Source organism: Erysipelothrix aquatica (genome assembly GCF_009828775.2).
Classification (GTDB): domain Bacteria; phylum Bacillota_I; class Bacilli_A; order Erysipelotrichales; family Erysipelotrichaceae; genus Erysipelothrix; species Erysipelothrix aquatica.
This window is the reverse complement of record NZ_WTSY02000014.1, coordinates 38623-57085: the sequence shown is the minus strand read 5'-3', so window position 1 is coordinate 57085 and position 18463 is coordinate 38623. Positions and strand designations below refer to the sequence as shown.

Annotated in this window: 17 protein-coding genes; 10 read left to right on the top strand and 7 right to left on the bottom strand. The window is 39.5% G+C overall.

All coding sequences use genetic code 11. The annotated features are described in order from the left end of the window. Positions 1-194 precede the first annotated feature (194 nt). The 3 genes from GVV20_RS05560 to GVV20_RS05550 form a co-directional block, all read right to left on the bottom strand. A complete protein-coding gene (locus GVV20_RS05560) occupies positions 195-401 on the bottom strand; it encodes a hypothetical protein (RefSeq protein ID WP_159740428.1) in 207 nt (68 codons plus the stop codon). 130 nt (positions 402-531) lie between these two features. After that, positions 532-993 carry a hypothetical protein gene (locus GVV20_RS05555; RefSeq protein ID WP_159740427.1) on the bottom strand — a complete coding sequence of 154 codons (462 nt, stop codon included), beginning with the start codon at positions 991-993 and terminating at the stop codon, positions 532-534. After that, positions 974-1435 carry a VanZ family protein gene (locus GVV20_RS05550; protein WP_159740426.1) on the bottom strand — a complete coding sequence of 154 codons (462 nt, stop codon included), beginning with the start codon at positions 1433-1435 and terminating at the stop codon, positions 974-976. Before GVV20_RS05550 ends, GVV20_RS05555 begins: the two co-directional genes overlap by 20 nt. 732 nt (positions 1436-2167) lie before the next feature. On the opposite strand from GVV20_RS05550, the gene glpK reads away from it, so the two are divergent. The 3 genes from glpK to GVV20_RS05535 all read left to right on the top strand — a co-directional run bounded on the left by glpK (position 2168) and on the right by GVV20_RS05535 (position 6062). After that, the gene (gene glpK, locus GVV20_RS05545; RefSeq protein WP_159740425.1) at positions 2168-3658 is read left to right on the top strand and encodes a glycerol kinase GlpK; all 1491 of its coding nucleotides are present in this window, start codon (positions 2168-2170) and stop codon (positions 3656-3658) included. A gap of 261 nt (positions 3659-3919) precedes the next feature. Beyond that, positions 3920-5407 (top strand): sensor histidine kinase, encoded by a 1488-nt coding sequence (locus GVV20_RS05540; RefSeq protein ID WP_159740424.1) that lies wholly within the window; start codon positions 3920-3922, stop codon positions 5405-5407. Then, entirely contained in the window at positions 5379-6062 is a 684-nt protein-coding gene (locus tag GVV20_RS05535) for a response regulator (protein ID WP_159740423.1), read from the top strand. Before GVV20_RS05540 ends, GVV20_RS05535 begins: the two co-directional genes overlap by 29 nt. A gap of 11 nt (positions 6063-6073) precedes the next feature. Here GVV20_RS05535 and GVV20_RS05530 read toward each other — a convergent pair whose 3' ends face one another. Continuing rightward, positions 6074-6463: a tetratricopeptide repeat protein gene (locus tag GVV20_RS05530; RefSeq protein ID WP_159740422.1), complete on the bottom strand. Its 390-nt coding sequence runs from the start codon at positions 6461-6463 to the stop codon at positions 6074-6076. A gap of 373 nt (positions 6464-6836) precedes the next feature. On the opposite strand from GVV20_RS05530, the gene GVV20_RS05525 reads away from it, so the two are divergent. Further along, a complete protein-coding gene (locus tag GVV20_RS05525; RefSeq protein WP_159740421.1) occupies positions 6837-9131 on the top strand; it encodes an InlB B-repeat-containing protein in 2295 nt (764 codons plus the stop codon). Between the two features lie 60 nt (positions 9132-9191). On the opposite strand, the gene GVV20_RS05520 is transcribed toward GVV20_RS05525, so the two are convergent. Both GVV20_RS05520 and GVV20_RS05515 read right to left on the bottom strand, forming a co-directional pair. Further along, a complete protein-coding gene (locus GVV20_RS05520; RefSeq protein WP_159740420.1) occupies positions 9192-9626 on the bottom strand; it encodes a hypothetical protein in 435 nt (144 codons plus the stop codon). 77 nt (positions 9627-9703) lie between these two features. Beyond that, a complete protein-coding gene (locus GVV20_RS05515) occupies positions 9704-10129 on the bottom strand; it encodes a GNAT family N-acetyltransferase (RefSeq protein WP_159740419.1) in 426 nt (141 codons plus the stop codon). Between the two features lie 164 nt (positions 10130-10293). On the opposite strand from GVV20_RS05515, the gene GVV20_RS05510 reads away from it, so the two are divergent. Genes GVV20_RS05510 through GVV20_RS05500 form a run of 3 tightly spaced genes read left to right on the top strand, consistent with a single transcriptional unit; the run spans position 10294 to position 13670 of the window. Further along, on the top strand, positions 10294-10854 hold the full coding sequence (locus GVV20_RS05510) for a DUF1697 domain-containing protein (RefSeq protein ID WP_159740418.1): 561 nt from the start codon (positions 10294-10296) through the stop codon (positions 10852-10854). Positions 10855-10865: 11 nt separating this feature from the next. Beyond that, positions 10866-12209, top strand: a complete 1344-nt coding sequence (locus GVV20_RS05505) for an FGGY family carbohydrate kinase (protein WP_159740417.1) — start codon at positions 10866-10868, stop codon at positions 12207-12209. 57 nt (positions 12210-12266) lie between these two features. Next, complete coding sequence (locus GVV20_RS05500; RefSeq protein ID WP_159740416.1) at positions 12267-13670, top strand: amidase; 1404 nt, start codon at positions 12267-12269, stop codon at positions 13668-13670. A gap of 17 nt (positions 13671-13687) precedes the next feature. Here GVV20_RS05500 and GVV20_RS05495 read toward each other — a convergent pair whose 3' ends face one another. Beyond that, positions 13688-14107 (bottom strand): Rrf2 family transcriptional regulator, encoded by a 420-nt coding sequence (locus GVV20_RS05495; RefSeq protein WP_159740415.1) that lies wholly within the window; start codon positions 14105-14107, stop codon positions 13688-13690. A 139-nt stretch (positions 14108-14246) separates the two neighbouring features. Here GVV20_RS05495 and GVV20_RS05490 point away from each other — a divergent pair, with 139 nt between their 5' ends. The 3 genes from GVV20_RS05490 to GVV20_RS05480 all read left to right on the top strand — a co-directional run bounded on the left by GVV20_RS05490 (position 14247) and on the right by GVV20_RS05480 (position 18455). Then, on the top strand, positions 14247-14879 hold the full coding sequence (locus GVV20_RS05490) for an NAD(P)-dependent oxidoreductase (protein WP_159740414.1): 633 nt from the start codon (positions 14247-14249) through the stop codon (positions 14877-14879). A gap of 130 nt (positions 14880-15009) precedes the next feature. Next, positions 15010-17805, top strand: a complete 2796-nt coding sequence (locus tag GVV20_RS05485) for a cation-translocating P-type ATPase (RefSeq protein ID WP_159740413.1) — start codon at positions 15010-15012, stop codon at positions 17803-17805. Between the two features lie 5 nt (positions 17806-17810). Next, complete coding sequence (locus tag GVV20_RS05480) at positions 17811-18455, top strand: potassium channel family protein (RefSeq protein ID WP_159649287.1); 645 nt, start codon at positions 17811-17813, stop codon at positions 18453-18455. Positions 18456-18463: the final 8 nt, after the last annotated feature.

Sequence of the window (18463 nt, the reverse complement as noted above, 5' to 3'; positions counted from 1 at the left end):
CTAGCACCTTTCTTGGAGTGTAGTAACCTAAGTATATCGTGTTTGTCATCTATGTCTTTTATTATGTTCGAAATTAAGCATTAAAAAGTGTTGATGATTTCTCACCAACACTAGAATATGTAGAACCTTTTTATCGAGTATCAAATCAGATAATACTTTGATTTTGGGACTAATCTAAAGTGTGTTATATCTGACTAAACTATTTCGTCATAAAGGCTTTCATCTTTAAATATTAAACGCTCGCGTTTTCCAGTGATGAGATGTACGTTATTTATCAAAAAATTCCAAAGTAAGCCGTTTGCTTCTGATGGGCAATATCCATTCTCTTTCAAAAGTAACATTAAAGTAACGTAAGTACTATCAGACATTACGCGGATGTGTTCGTTGGGTGTGTTTGTCATAATTTTCTCCTAAGATATTGTCTTGTTGTCAATTTTTTACTGTAAGTGGAACTGCCCCAAGAAAAACTCAGGACAGTTTTAGTGCGTTTTGTATTGGTTGAAGATCTATACGTCACCTTTCCATAGAGTTTTAACGTGGGTTGTAGCTAATGGTGCCCATTCCAGTCTTATTTACGTGTTTAGATCCAGTAGAAACATGGAGGTAGTAGCGCTTATTGAAGTCACCAACTTGCCATGAAACATCAAAGGGTTTTCCGTTGCTCCAACTATTGTTGTCATATGAGTTCATCATCCCTAATGATTTTGTTTCGTACTGAATCGATGCAGGCCAGTTATCGCGCCGAAGTTGCATATACATTGTAGCCTCTCTGTATCCATTAATGGGCATCCAGTGCTTGCCTCGAACTCTAATTGTTCCCGGCCCTGCGTACCACATCTTGTTTTCATCGTAACCATTGGAGTAGCCCTGATCAAAGCTGACATAGTATGTACGACCAGATTCAGAGGCATGAATGTCGTTGCTAAAGAACGGGAGTGATGCCATCACGCATAAGGCAAAGATAAGACATGTTCTAATGTTTCTTGATTTCATAAATTGAGGCTCCTTTTGTGATTTTTGTATAAAACGGGGAAAGTACATATTTCAATAAAAGAACTCCAATGATGCCTCCAAGCGTATTCATGATAACATCATAGATATCAGCGATTCCCACCGGTGCATCGAGGATGAATGCGAGAACTATCTGGGAAGTATCCAGAATCATTGCTGTAAGAAATACAATCATAAACAATTTCTTTAAACTTAAGGTGTCTTGGAATAGTGCAATAAGCATGCCAAAGGGGACAAAGAAATAGAACTGTAAGAGCCAATTATTGATAACGCGAGCATTTAGATCTGTAAGTGGGGTTAGTAGATCGAAATGGTACGCAATATGAAGAAAATTGAAGTAACGTTCTCCTGACCTAAACATCTGATTAAAATCGAGAGGAAAGTACGTGACTTCTAAGATGGTGGAAGCATAGATTATCGCCATCGTGATAACGATTCGATAAGATACTTTTCGTTTTCTAAGAAAGAACAGTACAAAGGGGATGATGAGCAGCGTAAAGGGGTAGATCGATAAAATCTCCCATCCTCTACGATTGGTCAGTAAGGTGCCGATTAAAGTAGTTCTAAGAATGATATTAATCCTTCCTTTCTGTGCAGAATAAATGTGGGTAATTCTGAGTAGGCATGATTCCACAGGATGTATGTGTTATACATTGTACGAATCAGACCCAGCGATTTTGATACCAATTATTTTGATCCCTGCCTTTCTGGTTATGTAAAAAATTAAATCAATTTATGAATGATTTGTTAAGACTGTAATTTAATTTTTTTATATGCTAAAATCGTTGTTGAAATTACTATGATAATAATCTTAAAAACACTCTTATACGGCTTTAAGAGTGGACGATTTACAGTTTTGTTGTGGCTTTGATTTTGATGTTTTTTTCCTTTATCTGCGCATGAAATATGTCTAAGTGGTATAATGATTTTTTTCACATTATTTTGAACTTAATCTTAAACGAAAATATGTTCGAAAGGTAACCCCGGTTTTTAGATTATGAGGGTATAACCGACACAGGTTACGGACATTTCATTCGTAGGATTTTTTAAGTATAATTAAGAGAGAACTAAGTAGTATAACGCCTATTTTGAAAACACATCATCCACTACTGAGCTACTTGATAAGTTGGAATGATGATTGAGGAGATTATAACGTATGGAAAAGAAATATATTATTGCTTTGGATCAAGGAACGACAAGTTCACGTGCGATTATGTTTGATCGCGATCAAAACATTATTGCAGCCGCGCAAACTGAATTTACACAATTTTATCCGAAGGCGGGTTGGGTGGAGCATGATCCGATGGAGATATGGGCTACGCAATCAGCGGTTTTAAATGATGTAGTGGCACGCTCGGGTGTAGCGCTTGAAGATATTGACTCTATTGGCATCACGAATCAGCGTGAAACAACTATTGTTTGGGATAAGCATACGGGTCGTCCGATTTATCATGCGATTGTTTGGCAATGTCGTCGTACATCACAAATTGCTTCACAACTGGTAAGTGATGGTCATAAAGACTTAATCCAAGATAAGACAGGGCTCGAAGTCGATGCGTATTTCTCTGGCACTAAGATTCAGTGGATTCTTGATAATGTGCCCGGGGCTCGGGAAAAAGCAGAACGCGGCGATTTGTATTTTGGTACGGTAGATAGTTGGTTAGTCTACAATCTCAGTAACAAAAAAGTCCATATTACGGATGTCACTAATGCGTCACGGACGATGCTTTTTGATATTCATACATTGCAATGGGATGAAACGCTTTGTCATTTGATGAAGGTTCCGATGGTAATGTTACCGGAAGTGCGGAGTAGTTCGGAGATTTATGCTTATGCGAATATCCAGGGGCATGAAATTCCGATTTCTGGTATTGCGGGTGACCAACAAGCCGCATTGTTTGGACAAACAGCGTTTCATCAAGGGGAAGCGAAAAACACATATGGAACAGGGTGTTTCCTACTCATGAATACGGGAGCGACACCGGTCCGGTCTCAGAATGGTTTGCTTACAACTATCGCCATCGGATTAAAGGGAGAGGTTCAATTTGCCTTGGAAGGGTCAATCTTTGTCGGAGGAGCGGTAATTCAATGGCTGCGTGATGAACTTGGTTTGATTCGATCATCCGCTGAATCTGAACTTTGTGCCCAACGAGTTCAGGATAATAATGGCGTTTACCTGGTTCCGGCATTCACAGGTCTTGGTGCACCGCACTGGGATATGTATGCGCGGGGAAGTATTTCAGGTCTAACACGTGGATCGAATCGGGATCATATTGTCCGTGCTGCTTTAGAGTCGATTGCCTATCAATCGTATGACGTTATTAAAGCTATGGAAAAAGACAGTGGGGTTGCGCTCAAAGCACTGCAAGTCGATGGTGGCGCATCATCGAATGATTTCCTCATGAAGTTTCAAGCGGACATCTTAGGGATTGCAGTCCGTCGCCCAACGGTTTCGGAAACAACCGCATTGGGTGCTGCCTACCTTGCTGGACTCGCAACTGGATTCTTTGAAAGTCAGGAAGCAATTCGCCAGATGCATAAGTATTCGCAAACCTGGAATCCTACCATGGACTCTGAACTGCAATCACAATACCTGAAAGGGTGGCATAAGGCAGTAAGTCGTGCTGTTGCTTGGGAAGAGGCGTAGTGCTGATCATAATTGCTTCTAACTAAACTATGCGTGGTTGTCCAAATTTCCTAAGAATATAGAAAAATTCAAACATGAACACCGTCAATGATGTTGTATCCGATGATACATCACCCAAAGGCGGTGTTTTTTTTTTTGGAATGACGAGGAATTGTTTAAAATCCTTATTAAGGCGGTATTAAGAATGTTCAAACTGGGTATTCAAGGCGAAGAAATTTCCATATAATGGGGGCACATAAGCAAACAGAAAGGACAAACTTTATGAATACACGCCGTTTTCGTAATGTTGTGAGTATGATATGTATTCTCGCAGTCGCAACTGGAATTGGGATGATACTAAAGCATCAAGGGTATCAAGATATTAGTATCATACTTGTTATCTTTGTTGCGATTCAAATCATCGCTTGGCTGAATTCTTCGAAAATATCTGCAATTGTAAGTTCAATTTTAGGAACACTGCTGTTCAATTATTTCTTTACGAGTCCGCATTTTTCCTTACAGTTTTATGATCGATCGTATTTTGCAACGTTTGTTGTTATGACCAGTACTGCTGTTCTGATGAGCATCTTATCGATTCATGAACGGACATTACGCAAGAATGCTCAAGAAAATGAGCGTCTTAATTTGAGTTTGTTTGAGTACACACAAGCGCTATTGAAAGGGCATGATCTGGAAAGTATTGCGATACAAGCACAAGCAAGTGTTGAAGCGGTGATGGGTGTCTCCGTTGATGTTGTACTAAAAAATCAAAGTGACAAGCGTTTAATCGCAAGCATACACACAGGCAAGGACGTTGCTGTATATTCCGCATTATTAAATGAAGAAGATGTTACGTATCCATTACATGACATTCATTATCATATGATGAAATTTACAGGGCAGTCCTATGGCGTAATCGCGATGCAGCGAGTCCAAGGGTTTTCTTTGACACCTGCTCAGGTTCGATATCTTCAGGCAATGAGTGGTGCCATGTGTTTGAAAATCAATGAGATTTTCAAACATGAGATGAATGATGTGTTACAAGTGCAAATGCGACATGAGAAAAATAGAAGTCTGTTACTTCAATCGATTTCTCACGATCTTCGGACGCCTCTTGCAGCAATCTTGGGAACAAGTGATATGCTCTATAATACGTTGCGAGATCACGATCACAAAATTAAAGTTGGGCAAATCATGGCTGAAATTCAGTTGCTCCAACGAATCGCTGACAATATCCTGAATCTTATCAAAATGCAGGACGGGGCCATGAAGGCTTCGGTGCAATTGGAACCTGTCGATGAATTGATGGAACTTGCATATCAAACGATTAAGAGCCGCCACCCATTGTGTCGTTTAGAGGTTCAGCTTCCGCGAGAAACCGTGCTTGTAATGGTAGACAGTTCACTGATGCTTCAAGTCTTAATCAATCTCATCGAGAATGCATATGAGAACGATAACCAAGCGTGGATTAAACTTTCGGCTAAACGGGTCGACGATTCGTTGGTAATTCGTGTTTCCGATTCTGGTACAGGATTGAGTCCGACAAGTTTGGAACACTTTTTTGATCCGTACCCTTCAGATAAACCGCAGTCAAATTCTAAGCACTTGAAAACAGGAATTGGTATTGGTCTGGCTATTTGTAAAATGATTGTCGATATGCACCAAGGGCTGATCACAATCGAAAAAAATGATACATCAGGATGTACGTTTGCTATCAAACTTAAAGATGCGGAGGTGATGGATGATTATGGATCATGTACTGATTGTTGAAGATGATATGAAAATTAATGCGTACATTCAGTTTTTGCTCAAAAGTAATGGTTATCAATATACCGGTGTTGCATCTGCCAAGGAGGCGTATGAAGCCTTAATTGCGACATCCATCGATGTTATCATACTTGATCTTGGACTACCTGATGAAGATGGTACACAGGTTATGCGTCAGATTCGATCGTGGTCGGATGTTCCGATTCTTGTCGTATCAGCACGCAACCATGAAATGGAGAAAGTAAGTGTACTGGATCTGGGGGCGGATGACTACATGACGAAACCATTCTCTGGTCAAGAACTCTTGGCACGCGTCCGTTTAGCATTACGCCACCGGTACCGAGAACATCCAACAGATCCTGTGGTCCAGATTAAAGAACTTTCGGTTGATCGGGATAAGAAATTAGTAAAGCGTGCTGGTGTTGCTTTGCATCTTACCGAGATGGAGTATCGGTTATTGGATACGTTACTTCAAAACCAGGGAAAAGTCCTGTCATCGCAATATTTGATTCGCGAATTATGGGGGATGAATTATGGACCAGATACCCAAGCATTACGTCGGCTAATGGCAAACCTGCGACGTAAAATAGAAAAAGATCCTGCCATTCCTGAATTTATCATCACAGAAATAGGTCTGGGATATCGGTTTCTAGATTAAACGTCACAGAGCTACCGATTGAATAACGATGGTGAACGATGTATCGGTACAATAATTGAAGCGTTTCCGTGCTTTTCAAGGCGTATAGAGGAAAAGGTATGCTCTACCACACAGTCAGCTGGGGTTAGAGCATATTTTTTTGTGCGAAAACGGCTATCGAGAAGTGAAAGATTATAGTTTACAACGTGACTATGGGGTTCAAGAATCCAAGCAATGCGAAAGTGTATTAAGGCAAGCTTTGAGTCCCCCATTGCATCCAATACAACTGCTAACAAATTTTGTGGCATTGCAGCATAAGGGTTTTGAACAATGAGTTGACTCACGAAGTGATGCGCTTGATTGAAATCTCTTGATTCAAGTAATTGTCTAGTTTGCGATATTTCTATTTCAAAATGGTTCATGATGAATCTCCTTATGAAACGATTGTAACGAACTTTGCGTGACGATGCTGTTCGCTATCAAACGTTTTCTGTGAGTTTGGTGTGATTAATTGCGTATTATGTCAATAATCGTAAAGGTTTAAGCGCTTTAAGGCTTTCAATACACTAAATGAGTCGTGGTGAAATCAAGAGGATGTATTTCTTATCGGTCTTGCTAAATGAAAAGTAAACGAGAGTATCGCGTATTACTAGAAACAACTAGAAATATCTGTGTATGTCACAAAACATTAAATTTATGTGAGTAAATTCAAAAACAAGTGTCGTAAACAATTAATTTAAGTAGATTAAGTTATAATTAAGTGTAATATCGAAATAATCTTGGGAGGGAAATGAAATGAAAAAATTATCGATGCTATTCCTAGCATTCTTAATGCTTATCACACCAATACACGCGCAGAGTGATGAGGCGAATGCCGCAAAGCAAACTATTGTGACGCGTGAGGAAGCGCTAGCAGAAATACCGAGCGACATGCACGAGAAACTGAGTGCTGATCTTATTGAGTTATATATTTTAGGAAGAACAGGAGGACCTGCAGGAAACCCAACTTCTATTTTTGAACAGTATATTTCATACTTTGATGACTTTGAAAGTTTTCTTAATGTTGATACGTTATCGAACTATGTTTATACCGGACGGTACCTATCCTACGAAGAAGGTCATGACTTTTACATTCGTGATTTTTCAGGAATTGAACACTTCAACAATATTCGGGCATTGTTCTTTGTGTTAGAGACGAAATCTGATTTAGATTTCACCCCACTAGAATTACTCAAACAACCGACAGAAGATAAGTACGATCCTAATACAGGAACTTCCGACCCGAATCAACAAGTACCGTCAGACTTGGTTGTTAATTATTGGGCGAAACCCTTTAAACCGTTAAGTCATGGTGGTAAGGCAACTGTTTACGAACAAGAAAAAGAAATGCGTTTCATGGATAACTATGAACGTTTGATTCAAAGTTTGAGCACGCTCACATTTACTGATGGAAAGGCTGTCTATTTGTCGAACTCCTTTTCCGGAACCATTTTACCTGTATTAACGCAATATCAGCGTTTCAATTCTATCAATGCACCGTACACCGAATATGATCCATCTAAAACACTCCAAATCGTCGTACCTTATGACACAATTGGGGTCACGCAGCATTATACAATTGAAGATTTGAATGAGACAGATTTTAGAATTAGTTATACATTACCCTTCGAAACAGCAGAGCATGTGGATCCCATACGAAACCCTGAAGGGGAACTCGGTCTTCATTTTATGATAGAGGTGAAACGTCTTTATTTAGATGGTGTGGAAGTTGTGTCTGAGTTTGGATTTGATAACCAGTATCCGGCTATGAAAACGATTGCCTTTGATGTAAGTAAAGAAGATTACTACACCTACTTATCGTCATATGAAGCATCTTTAACTAGCATTTCAGAAGACAATCCAGATGTCAGAGCTGCTGAAATGAGTCATAATGCACTCATGATGATTACACAATATGCATCCAGTTATTCCAGTGCTTCACTGAAAATGATTCCCCACCGCTTAAGCTATGATGTGTTCTATACATTGGGTGCTATCAATCCCGGAGAACGTGTGGAAGTGATAGGAACACTGCCAACAGATATGGAGTACATTGAAAGTACGAAACAATACTATACACTTAGAGAGACTCTTGGTGAGAATGTCTTTGTCCCAAATTTAAGTTTAAAACGTGAAGGTTACACGCATGTTGGTTGGTATGACTATGTTAATCAAAAAATGTGGAATTTTAATACTGATAAGACAGCAACTGATTTATTCCTCGAAGCAGTCTGGGTTCCAAATGATGAAGTTGAGTCGGTATATGTTGATGTTGTTTTTGATGCTCAAAATGGGCAACCTACTACAACTCAACGTATCTTAAAGGGTTCGACAGTTACGCAACCAAGTGACCCAATTCAAGATCATTTCGTATTTTCAAGATGGTCAGCTAAGAAGAGTGGTCCAGCTTGGGAATTTCAAACACCAGTTCAAGAATCTATGACACTCTATGGTCAATGGGATACAACCGATGTTACAGTGACGTTTGTTGATGCGGAAACGAGAACTGATGTAGAAGTACCTTATAATACTGCAGTAGCACCAGGCGATGTTCCAAAAACAATCAAACCAGGTTCTACATTTAAAGAATGGAATACGCAAGCAGATGGAAAGGGCAGTGTCTTTAATACTGATCAATCAATCACTGAAGATGTGACAGTTTATGCCATCTACACGCAAGACCTACTACCAGTACAAACGCACACAGTCACATTTGTTGATGGAGTGGTTAAAACGCCGGTAGTCGTCGCAACGCAAACTAAAGTGCCTCATGATAAAGTTCCACAAACGCATGGCGAAGGAAAAACGTTTCTGCATTGGAATTTAAAGGCAGATGGAAGTGGCGATGTCTTTGATCTTGATCAAGTGATTGATTCAGATCAAGTTGTTTATGCAATTTACGCTGAAATTACGAAACCAAATCCTGAAATTCCAAATGAAAAGCTTCCTGAAACGGGGGTTTCGAATCAAACTCAAGGTTTAGTGATTGGTATTGCATTTGTGATAACGGGAACATTACTTGCTATCTATACTCGACGTCGTAAAGTGTAAACGAATCAACTCTAAAAACTCAAGAAAGGCTAATTTACCAATCTTGAGTTTTTTTTATTGTCAGTTATAAGAAAACGCATAGTATTCTATGCGTTCAGGATTATTGCTGTTGAATTTTGGTGATCGTAGGTGTAATTTCAAAGAAATAGTGCGTTTGGGATTTCGCAGATTTATGGTTAGGGCGTTATCGTTACTTTCTTTTAAATGTACATTCCATGTCTCATTGTTTTTATCAAAGACGACAGTATGATGCAGTTTCTGCTTCAATAAATCAATGTAGAAGCTAATACCTTGAATTGTGCATTGCGCATCGTCAGTATTTTGTAATATCACATGAATCTGTTGATCTGAGCGTGCTGTATATTTTTTGTGATTAAACGATGATACAACGCATCTCGCCGGCGGTGCGGGTTGATTCTTGTAGTGCCAAAAGACGGCAAAGCAGATAATCATTGTGGTTGTCAGTACAATACCAATTACAATGTTTCGTTTCATAAAAACTCCTTAATGGATACAAGTATAGCCATTTAGACATCAAAATTAAAGTTTTTATGTTTAAGCGGTAATTTTTTTTATATTGAGTCGTGACGAATCATTTTCACATAGGTGTGGCCATTTTTGTCATAAGGATAACCATAACTCTCAAAGCCGAATTTTTGATAAAACGATACTTTTTCGATGCGTGCGTTTAAAAGCAATGGTCCGCTGTATTGTTCGATAATATAGTTTAAAAGCACTGTCCCTATACCGTGATTTTGATATGTCTTAAGTGTCGCGAATTTTCGGATTTGAAACGCTGAATCGGTCTTGAAAACAGAAAGTACACTCACACATTGATTATCCAGAAAATAGCCATAGTGAACTGCTTCATGATCGCCAGGGACAAAGACACGATCGCGGGAGTCGAAGGGATACATTACAGTATGTCGCAGTGTATAAACCGTTTCAAGATCGACATAATCGATTCGGCCATTCAGAGTTTCAATCTTATTTTTCATCGTCATCCTCCATCTGTTTTTACTATTATAAATAAGCCATCACGTATACGCAACAGTGATAGGTTTTTAACAAAGAAATAGTTTCCAAAAACGGAACAGATAAACGATATAATGTTTGCTTTCCAGAAAGAGGTATGGCACGATAAAAGCATGAGGTGACGGTAATGACACATTATGTAGCTTTTTTAAGAGGGATTAATATTGGTGGTAAAAATATCATTGCGATGAAGGCATTAAAAGAGGCATTTGAAACGTCGGGATTTCGTGAGGTTCAAACGTATATAAATAGTGGTAATGTTATTTTTAGAACGGAAGAAACCGATGAAATACATTTGATTGGAAAGATCGAAGCCTTAATTCAAGTGTCTTTTTCACTTACCATTCCAGTCACCATTAGAAGTTATGAAAATTTAATACGTATAGTTCAGGAAGCACCGGAATGGTGGGGAACAAAAGATAAAAGCACCTATCACAATGCATTATTTGTTATCGAACCATTGACACCCCAAGATGTTCAAGACATCTTAGGACCGCATAAAGAAGCAATTGAAACAATGGTTATTGGTGATGGTCTTATTTATTGGAGTTGTGACCTTGCGTCTTTTAATAAAACTGTTGGTTCGAAACTTGCAAGTTCTAAAGCCAATCACGGTGTTACCGTTCGCACTGCAAATACTGTAAAGAAAATTATTGCACTTGTTGAACGTGCGGATCAAAAAAGGTAAGGGGTTTATCGATGGATTTAAAAATTGTAAGTATCGACATTGGAACGACAAATATCAAAGCCGCATATTTTGAAGGGCCCCGATGCCATGAGGTGAGACAGGTAACGATTGAAACCAGGACACGTGATAGAGAACAAACTCAAGATGCACCAGCAATTCTTAAACATGTTCAAGAACTCATTGATTATGGCGTACGTCATTTTGAAATTGGCCACGTTGTTTTAACCACAGCAATGCATTCGCTTATTTATCGTGATGAAAATCAGCGCGATGAACCAATGATTTTGTGGTCCGATAATCGATCAGAGCCGAGTATTGAAGCGTTACGGGTGATGGACATTCCATTTTATGAGTGCACTGGAACACCTTTGCATCCAATGTCGCCCCTCACAAAATTGTATCAGAATCGTGCTAAACCCATAGCGTTTGTCTATGATCTGAAGGCATATCTCATGGAGGCCTTAACGGGATTATTTGTAACTGATATTTCGAGTGCTTCGGCTTCGGGGTGCTTTAACATCCACACTCATACATGGGATTTGGAAATTCTAAATCTTATTCGCAAAGACATTACACAATTTCCGCGTGTCGTTCCCGTAACCTATCAAGCGCCAATGCAACACGGTGATCGCGTTTTAACAATTACGATAGGAGCAACGGATGGTGTGATGGCGTCAGCGTTCTTCATGCAAGATGCTTACCGCCATCAGACAAAGTATGTCATGAGTATTGGCACAAGTATTGGTGTTCGGTACTATGCAACGAAACCTGTCCTATCATCGACCCATACAACGTTTTGTTATATTTTTAAGAAACAGGCCTATTTATGTGGGAATGCTTCCAATAATGGCGGCAATCTCTATCAATGGGTAAGTGATACGTATTTTAACGGAACCTTGCCTTTTGAAAAACTCGTTGATTTCCTTGAAATCGCAAATCCCGAACATATCGAACTCTTGGCAAAACCGTATGTATTTGGGGAGCGCGGTCCTTTTTGGCGAATCAATCAGAACCTACAATTTAACATACAAAGCAGTGATCATACGATGACAGCTCAAGCAATATTTTTAGGGATGATTGCGAATATTGATCTGATGTTAGAGAGTATTGGATTTGATCATAATCACGCTATCTTTTTGACTGGGGGATTTTTGAAAAATTCGCGCATGGCCCAACGGGTAGCAGACTTACTAAATGTTACACTCTTGTATCTCGAGGATGAAAACAGTGTATGTGAAGCGGCTGTATCACTTTTAGGAGTAACATTACCAACCAAACCTATTATAAGAATTACACCGCACTCCATGCGTCAATCACTCCATCGGCAAAAACAATACATTCTGCAAGAACCTTAACAAGATGTGATGTAAGCATCAATGCCAAATATATCCACAACAATTAAAGGAGAAATTATGAATCTAAAACAGACACTTCAAGCTTTAGAACATGGAGATGTAACCCCTAAACAATTAGTGCAAGCATCCATCCAAGCAATTGAACAAAGCAATAAGAACTTCAATGCGGTGGTACATACACGATTCGAAGCGGCGCTTTCTGAATCCGAAAGAGATTTTAGCCAGACGGTGTTTAAAGGGACTCCAATCTTGCTCAAAAGCTTGGGTCATAGTCTCAAAGGAGAACCAAGCACGGCAGCATCATGCCTCTTTAAAGATATGAAAGCACAGCACACGAATAACTTCGTACAAGCCATCTTAGACCTTGGATTTATTGTTGTGGGACAGACCAATAGCCCTGAGTTTGGATTTAAGAATATTACAGATTCTAAACTTTATGGAATCACACGAAACCCACGAAATCGTGAGACGACACCTGGTGGTTCAAGTGGAGGCGCAGCTGCAGCGTTGGTTGCGGGATTTACCCCTGTTGTCGCAGCGAGCGATGGTGGTGGTTCCATTCGAATTCCGGCGAGCTATACTGGTCTAGTCGGCCTTAAACCAACACGTGGAAGTATTCCGACTGGTCCCTATTCGCATCGCGGATGGCAAGGGGCATCAATGAATTTCTTTTTAACACAAACCGTAACAGATACGGAATTATTGTTTGAAGCAATCAAGCAAAATACGGTCGCATCACCTTTTAATTATGTGGCGGAAAAAGCAAAACCGAATCGGCCGTTGCGAATCGCATATTCTGATGTTTCACCTGTAGGCAGTGTCGTCAGTGATGACGCTAAAGCTGCATTAATGCAAACAGTCCAACAACTTGAATCATTAGGTCATACACTTGTTTATGAGGCTCCTGATTATGATGGGATGACATTGATGGAAACGTATTACATGGTAAATGGTGTTGAAACGGCAGCGATGTTCAAAGAAATTGAATCATCAATGAACCGTTCCATACAAAAAGATGACATCGAACTCATGTCATGGGTACTCTATCACTATGGTCTGAAGGTTACGGGGTGGCAAATGGTGGATGCACTCAATTACTGGGATCGTGTCAGTGACATTATGCACCAGTTTCATCAAACGTATGATCTATATTTAACACCAACAACGGCTAAGGCGGCACCGTCTGTAGATTACATCTATCACACCGATGCGTTCGTGAAAAAGATGGAAAATATTGAAGATGATGCTAACCCTTATCAAGTGGTCTGGGATATGTTTGAAGTGTCTTTGGCTTATACACCATTTACGATGCTTGCGAATATCACTGGACAACCGGCATTAAGCCTTCCTGTATATAAGAATGAAGATAATGAACACTTTGGAGTCCAACTGATGGCGAGCAAAGGGAATGAAGCATTGTTGTTTGCAATTTCTAAGCAACTTATGCATGAAAAGGACTGAGATAAACTCAGTCCTTTTTAAACTTCAACTTTATGAATGACATCTTCGAATGTAGTTTTCTTTAATTCACTGATCATTGCGTTTTGAACATCATCAAGGTATCCATCAAGTACCGTGTGAACTTGTTTTCCGACGGGGCAATTAGGATTCGGATTATCATGAAAGGCAAAGAGATCATCCTGAATACTGTCGACGGCAATGAAAACATCATACAGCGTAAAAGCCGCAGGATCTTTCGCAATGTGGGCACCGCCAGCACCCCGTTGAATTGCGACAAGATCTGCTTTTTTTAATTGACCAAGAACATTTCGGATGATGACCGGATTGACATTGACGCTATCTGCAATAAAATCACTGGTGATTTTATGATCGCCATCAAATGTATAAATACAGATTAATGAATGTAAAGCAATGGTGAAACGGCTACTTATTTGCATAATACTACCTCTTGTTATGTATAAGTATAGGTACAGTAAGTTGTAATGTCAAAGGTTGTAACTCTTGACATTACAACAAAAGAGGTATAATCTATTGTTGTAATTGTTGTGGTTACAACCAAACACCAGGAGGAAAATTATGAAAATAGCAGTAATAGGAGCAAGTGGAAAAGCAGGAAGATTAATTGTTGATGAGGCGATTGCTCGAGGTCATGAAGTCACCGCTTTCGTCCGCGACGCAAATAAAGTAACCAATAAGGGTGCATCCGTGTTTGAAAGTGATTTATTTGATTTAAAATCAGAAGATTTAAAAGGTTTTGATAGTGTTGTTGATGCATTTGGATTTTTCGGTGAAGATCAAACCGTCCACGTTACATCACTTAATCACATCGCAAATCTTGTAGCTGGAACACCCACACGACTTTTAGTCGTTGGTGGTGCAGGGAGTCTCTATGTTGATGAAGCACTAACAACCCAACTGATGCAAACAGAAGGCTTTCCAGAAGCATATTTGCCAATGGCATCCAATATGGGGAAAGCACTAGATCAACTTCGCGAAAGAGCAGACGTGCAGTGGACATATGTCTCTCCTGCAGCGGATTTTAGAGCTGATGGAATTCGTACAGGTAGCTATACTTTGGCAGGTGAAGTGCTAACACTAAATAGTCAAAACGAAAGCACCATTAGTTATGCTGACTATGCCATTGCAATGGTGGATGAAATCGAACAAGCGCATCATATTCAAAAGAGAATATCAGTCGTCTCAAAATAAAACGAACCCCCTTTAAAAGAGTATCAAGGATACTCTTTTTTATGTTTTCAAGTCAAAAAATCAATCTTAATACCGTCTTAATACCGGTGGTGTTAGAATACTTTTATCTTTTGAAAAGAAGGGGAATAACATGAAGAAATATGACAATGAATCAGTCTATAAAGTTACGCCACAAGATGTCTACGAACACCTTGATGTTGATCGTAATGGATTAAGTACTGATGAAGTAAACAAACGTCAACACGAATACGGAAAAAATGTGCTTAGAGAAGTGAAAGGTGAACCAATGTGGAAGAAATTTTTACATCACTTTTCCAGCTTGATGGCTATTTTGTTATGGTTTAGTGGGGGAATCGCAATCTTTGCAGATATGCCTCAGTTAGGTATTTCTATTTGGCTTGTCAATGTCATCAATGGTGTTTTTGGTTTCTGGCAAGAATTCCAAGCAGGGAAAGCTACTGATGCATTGAAAAAAATGTTGCCGTCCTTTGCACGTGTTGTACGTGATGGTGAAGAACAACAAATTCTTACTGAAGAACTCGTTGTGGGTGATATATTAATTATTGCGGAAGGCGATCGTATCTCCGTTGATGCACGTCTTGTTGAATGTAGTGATTTGAATGTCGACCAATCGACCTTAACGGGCGAATCAAATCCCGTCCGCCGGAATGCGGATGCCGTTTTGGGTGATGATTTATCACGATTTGAAATTCGAAACTTAATTTTCGCTGGAACTTCAGTTTCAAGTGGAACCGGAAAAGCAATCGTCTATGCAACGGGTATGAATACAGAATTTGGAAAAATTGCTGATCTTACCCAAAACATGAAAGAAGAGAAAAGTCCACTCCAACAGGAATTAGATGTTCTAACGAAACAAATCTCTATTATTGCTACATCAATTGGTATTTTGTTCTTTATTATCTCAGTGTTCTTTGTCCAAGAAACACTTGCAAAATCATTCATCTTTGCCTTGGGGATGATTGTTGCCTTTATTCCAGAAGGTTTACTACCGACTGTAACGTTGTCACTTGCGATTGCTGTGAAACGAATGGCTAAAGAAAACGCATTAGTTAAGAAATTATCAGCAGTTGAAACCTTGGGTTCGACTTCCGTTATCTGTTCAGATAAAACGGGAACATTAACCCAAAACGAAATGACCGTTAGCAACGTTTGGACTTTGGATCATGAATATGATGTTAGCGGCCTAGGATATGCCCCCGAAGGTCAAATTACACTCGATGGAGAAGCTATCAAGGTGTATGACCACACTAATCTTCAAACAATTCTTCGTGCGGCTGCACTATGTAGTAATGCGAAAGTAGTTGCTCCAAATGAAGATAATGATCGATATACAGTCTTAGGAGATCCTACAGAAGCATGTTTGGGTGTTGTAGCTCAAAAGGGTGGCATCAATCTTGATTCCTTAACCACAGAGGCTTTACGTCTTCGCGAACTTCCTTTTGATTCAACGCGTAAACGCATGACGACGATTCATGATTATTCCTACAAGATTCATGGTGACCAACGGATTGCTTTTGTCAAAGGAGCACCTCGTGAAATTCTAGAAATCTCAAGTCACGTTGAACGTAATGGTGAACGCGTAGCGATGGAATCAGTGTTCTTTGATGAAGCAATGGAAGCAAATGATATGTACGCTCGTAATGGGTTGCGTGTCTTAGCAGTCGCTTATCGTGCTTTAGACCATGAAACGTCCCTTCCAAACACAATGAGTCAATATACACCTGAAATCATCGAGGACGACCTCACGTTCTTAGGTTTAGTTGTTATGTCCGATCCAGCACGTCCAGAAGTCAGTGATGCCGTAAAAATCTGTCATGATGCAAGTATCCGTATTATAATGATTACAGGAGACTATGGTCTAACGGCTGAAAGTATTGCTAAAAAAATTGGAATTGTAAAAACTGAACATCCACGTGTTATTACTGGATCTGAACTTTACAAACTTTCTGATGATGAACTAAAACATGCTCTTGAGGATGAGGTAATCTTTGCCCGTGTTGCACCAGAGCAAAAATATCGCGTCGTCGCAACGCTTCAAGAACTTGGACATATTGTTGCGGTTACAGGGGATGGGGTTAACGACGCACCAGCGCTTAAAAAAGCTGATATAGGGGTTGCTATGGGAATCACCGGAACTGATGTTGCTAAAGAAGCAGCCGATGTTATTCTAACGGATGACAACTTTGCATCAATCGTTAAAGCAGTTGAAGAAGGCCGTGCAGTTTATAGCAATATCCGTAAATTCTTAACATATATTCTCAACAGTAATATGGCAGAAGCCATTCCTTCTGTAGCCTTCCTATTATCACGTGGTGCAATTCCATTACCACTTACAATTATGCAAATTCTTGCAATTGACCTTGGAACAGACATGTTACCAGCACTTGGACTTGGTACCGAGCAACCTGAAGAAGGAATTATGAACAAACCACCACGTAAACGCGGTGAAGCACTCTTAAACAAGAAAACATTCATTATTGCCTTCTTCTGGTATGGCTTGATACTTTCAGCATTCGCAATGTTTGGTTACTTCTTTATCTACTTTATGCACAGTAACTGGCCACAAACAAGCCTTCTTCAAAATGGCAATGTCTACCGCCAAGCAACAACAATGGCACTTGCAATGATCGTGTTTGGTCAAATAGGGATGGTACTCAACTGCCGTACGGAAAGCCAATCAATCTTTAAACGCGGGATTTTCACCAATTCAAAAGTATTGATCGGAATTGTTGTAGAAATACTGTTGATTGCATCACTCATGTATGTACCAGCTTTACAAAATATCTTTGATACTGCACCATTGGGTTGGATGGAGTGGATGATCTTAATCCTAGTTCCTATTCCTGCTATCTTACTGGATGAATTACGTAAAAAATATATTCGCAATCATATCGTGAAAGGATAATTAAAATGAAAATTATAATAGTTGGATGTGGACGTATGGGAACTGAACTAATCCACACACTAAGCCAAGACAACAATGACATTATTGCTATTGATACCGATGCATCGGTATTAAAACGATTACCAGAATATGATAATGTTACCTACATGGTAGGCGTTGGTTTTGATAAAGAGGTCTTAGAAAATGCCGATATTAATCACGCAGATGCAGTCGTATCATGCACAGATAGCGATGAAACTAATGCTTTAATTGGTCGAATTGCCCGCAATCTATATGCAGTTCCTAAAGTAATTGCGCGTCAATACAATACAAAGAATGCTTCAATTTATGCAATGTTGGGTGTTCAAACTGTTTCGACGACAGAATGGGGAACACGCCGCGTTGTGAAACTCTTAACCAAAACAGATATGGATAGTATTGCAACAATTGGTAATAGTGATGTAGAAATTATTAAACTTATGGTTACACCGTTATTAATTGGGAAGAACATTGAAACAGTTAACAATTTAGGTGTTCAGGTTGTGAGTGTTATGCGTAATAACAACGCATTTATTCCTGAACGAGGTGCAGTGCTCGAAGCAAATGATGAACTGTATATTGCGGTACAAAACAATGACCTGGACACATTAAAAAGTGTCCTAGGTCTTTAGGGGGAAAT